The organism is Blautia sp. ZXY-1-C6, from assembly GCF_056339875.1.
In genome coordinates, this window is the sequence record NZ_JBWJVQ010000115.1 from 1 (window position 1) to 2,948 (window position 2,948).

The window sequence follows — 2,948 nt, forward strand, 5'->3', positions numbered from 1 at the left end:
AGAGAAGAGAGAGAGAGAATACGATACAGAGAGAGAGAGAGAGAGAGAGAGAGACAGAGAGAGAGAGAGAGAGAGAGAGAGAGAGACATGGCTGCTCTACCTTATGTGCAATATTATTCACATTATTGACAATGGAGAAAAAGATTCCAAACAGAAAAATACAGGCAGCCATGGTGATAATGGAAGCCAGGGAAAACATCCAGTTTCTTTTGATATTTTTGACACCCTGTTTTAGAGTGTACCAGATTGTACTAGGCCTCATGATATTCTCCCTCTTTCTCGTCACTTATAATAGAGCCCTCATGCATGGTCACAACACGTTTGCGCATGGAATTTACAATATCCTTGTTATGTGTAACAACCACTACTGTGGTTCCTCTGTCGTTGATCTGTTCCAGAAGCTTCATGATTTCTTCGGAAGTCTTCGGATCCAGGTTTCCTGTAGGCTCGTCTGCCAGAAGGATATCCGGACGGTTGACCAGCGCCCTTGCCAATGCAACTCTCTGCTGTTCTCCACCGGAAAGTTCATCCGGGAAGGATTTGTATTTGACAGCAAGTCCAACTTCCTGAAGTACCTCCGGGACACGTTTACGGATTACTCTTGTGGGACGGTTGACTACTCTCTGGGCAAACGCTACATTCTCATATACATTTCTGTCTTTCAGAAGACGGAAGTCCTGAAATACTACGCCCAGCTTACGGCGGTATTTGGCTACTCTTCTGTGTTTCATTCCTTCCAGACGTTCACCGCTTACGATGATCTGGCCGGATGTGGAATCCAGCTCTTTCATAAGAAGTTTGATCAGGGTTGTTTTTCCTGAACCACTGTTTCCTACTACAAAGACGAATTCACCTTTATCTATATGTAAGTTCGCATGGTTCACTGCCGGAAGGCCGGGACCATAGGACTTGCTTACATCTATAAGATCTATCATAGATTTTTCCTCCAATGGGTTAATGAATTTGTAACATTATTGTAATGTATGTTTTTGGGGATTGCAAGAGATTTTTGAGGATTCATAGAATATTCACAGTAACGTAGCCAACATTCATTACAAATTGCCTGCGGCAACAAAATTTTGACTTGCATGTCTCGGGATATTGCATACCTTATCAATTGCAATCTCGATTTCTAACTATACACTGCAAGGCTGGATTTGTAAAGGTCAAAATGCCTGCGGCAGCAATTAAAGCTGTGGCAGGCATTGAAAATTTTCCTTCTATTATAATATATCAATATTCCAGTGTTTCCATATATTTCATGTAACGTACTACCATGAGTGCGATCTTGAATGTAATGGCATCTTCAAAAACGCGGAGATCAAGGCCTGTACTCTTCTGGAGTTTATCGAGGCGGTAGACCAGAGTGTTTCTATGGATGTAAAGCTGTCTGGATGTCTCTGAAACATTGAGGCTGTTCTCGAAGAACTTATCAATTGTAACCAGAGTCTCTTCGTCAAAGTCATCCGGGGATTTGCCGCCGAAGATTTCTTTGATAAACATCTTACAGAGTGGGATCGGGAGCTGGTAGATCAGTCGTCCGATTCCCAGAGAGCTGTATGCGATCACTTCTTTATCTCCGAAGAAAATCTTACCTACATCAAGAGCCATGCGGGCTTCTTTATAGGAACGTGATACTTCTTTCAGTTCATTGACGATAGTACCGTATGCCATATGTGTCTTACCGTCATTTCCCATTCCAAGAGTATCAAGGATAGTATGTGCAAGCTGATCCATCTCAGGATAATTCTCACCATCTTCAAGTTCCTTGACTACGATAATACTCTTCTCATCTACTGCTGTGATAAAGTCTTTACTTTTACCGCCGAAAAGGCTCTTCACGCTTTCCATGGAGCTGTGGTCTTTCTCCTGTGGCATTTCAAGGATCATGACTACGCGGCGGACATCTGCCTCAATGTGCAGTTTCTTCGCACGATTATAAATGTCAACAAGAAGCAGGTTGTCAAGAAGCAGGTTCTTGATAAAGCTGTCTTTGTCAAAGCGTTCTTTATACGCTACGATCAGATTCTGGATCTGAAAAGCGGCGAGCTTGCCAACCATATAAGTATCTTCATCGTCGCCATGGGCAACCAGTATATATTCCAGCTGATAGTCATCACAGACTTTAAAATACTGGAACCCCTTTACAAGCTGGCTGTCGGCCTGTGATTCTACGAAAGCCTGTACATCCTGTGTTGCAATGGAAAAATCTGCAGAAGTACTCTGCATAAAAGCACTTTGCCTTCTGTGTCGAGTACACAAAATTCTGTTGTGGGAAATTTCTTTTAACCCTTCAAGAGTATTCTGAAGACACCTGATTCGATATCATCTGATTTCAATCCCTTCTCATCCTGATAGTGTTTATTTTCCGTTTTAGCTATAAAACCTTATACCTGTATTGTATTTTAATATATATTTACCAAAAATGAAAGAGGAAAGAGAAAAAAATTTACAATTTTTTATATATTTTTTTGTATTACTTTTTTTCAATAAAACCTTCTCCATGAACTTCCCTGGCATCTGTCACTATCACAAAAGCTTCCGGATCAATTTCATCTACTTTTTCTTTAAGCATTACGATCTCTTTTTTATTTACCACGCAGAAAAGCATCAGTTTATCCTGTCCTGAGTACATTCCTCTGGCACTGATGCCTGTTACAGCCTTCTTGTCCAGATCTTTCATGATCATATCTGCTATTTCCTTTGGCTTTGCTGTAATGATATAGGCAGCTTTCGAGAGTTTCAGACCTTCAATCAAACCGTCAGATACTTTTGTCACCAGATATACCGCAATAATCGCATAGAGTGCCTTGTGGATACCAAACACATACATACCCACCAGTACAACGCCTGCATCTATAACCTGCATGATCTGCGCGATTGAATAGTGCTGCAGATATTTCTGGATGATAGCTGCCATCATATCGGTTCCTCCGGTTGCTCCACCG

At 41.5% G+C, this 2,948-nt stretch carries 2 protein-coding genes and 2 pseudogenes; all 4 read right to left on the reverse strand.

Features of this window, described 5'->3' with window-relative positions; translation table 11 throughout:
- Positions 1–91: 91 nt before the first annotated feature.
- Positions 92–262: pseudogene (locus AC075J_RS04145) on the reverse strand (permease-like cell division protein FtsX); the annotation flags it as partial.
- Positions 252–935 carry a cell division ATP-binding protein FtsE gene (ftsE, locus tag AC075J_RS04150; protein WP_008707358.1) on the reverse strand — a complete coding sequence of 228 codons (684 nt, stop codon included), beginning with the start codon at positions 933–935 and terminating at the stop codon, positions 252–254. The pseudogene AC075J_RS04145 and the gene ftsE, both read right to left, overlap by 11 nt.
- A 298-nt stretch (positions 936–1,233) precedes the next feature.
- Positions 1,234–2,329 (reverse strand): annotated as a pseudogene (locus AC075J_RS04155) (PucR family transcriptional regulator).
- A gap of 147 nt (positions 2,330–2,476) precedes the next feature.
- Positions 2,477–2,948: YitT family protein (locus tag AC075J_RS04160; protein WP_476390054.1), on the reverse strand; the 472-nt coding region annotated here is incomplete at its 5' end.

Bases quoted from the DNA above. Each gene is read 5' to 3' on its own strand.
- ftsE (WP_008707358.1), bottom strand. From the start codon at position 935: ATGATAGATCTTATAGATGTAAGCAAGTCCTATGGTCCCGGCCTTCCG.